We start from the raw sequence: 356 nt of genomic DNA on the forward strand, positions 1-356 counted from the left end.
GGTGGAGGCGTTCGCCGTACGCGTCAGCCAGCGTCCTGAAGCGGCTGTAGATATCGGCCGCGCGTTGCCGGTCGGAGTCGTTGTTGTCGAAGGCCTTGCGCGTGAGTCGATCACGAGGAGGGACGGGACCAGGACGTCGGCGTGGTCCAGTCCGAAGGCGAGGAGCGCGAGGCTGTAGGCGAGGCTGACGGAGGTGGCGATGCCTCCGCCGGAGGCCTGCAGGCTCTCGAAGGGCTGTCCGTTGACGACGGGAAGGTAGGTGTCGCGGTCGATGACGGCCGTGGTGACCCAGGGCAGGTTCCAGCCAGTGAGCCGCCAGCCGAACTCGGTGCTCAGGTCGCCGAGCAGTGTCTGCC

At 68.0% G+C, this 356-nt stretch carries 1 pseudogene; it reads right to left on the bottom strand.

Annotated elements, in window-relative coordinates:
* Positions 1-356 (bottom strand): annotated as a pseudogene (locus KVT44_RS55775) (hypothetical protein); the annotation flags it as partial.

This window comes from Streptomyces sp. GbtcB7, from assembly GCF_019091445.1.
GTDB lineage: Bacteria > Actinomycetota > Actinomycetes > Streptomycetales > Streptomycetaceae > Streptomyces > Streptomyces mirabilis.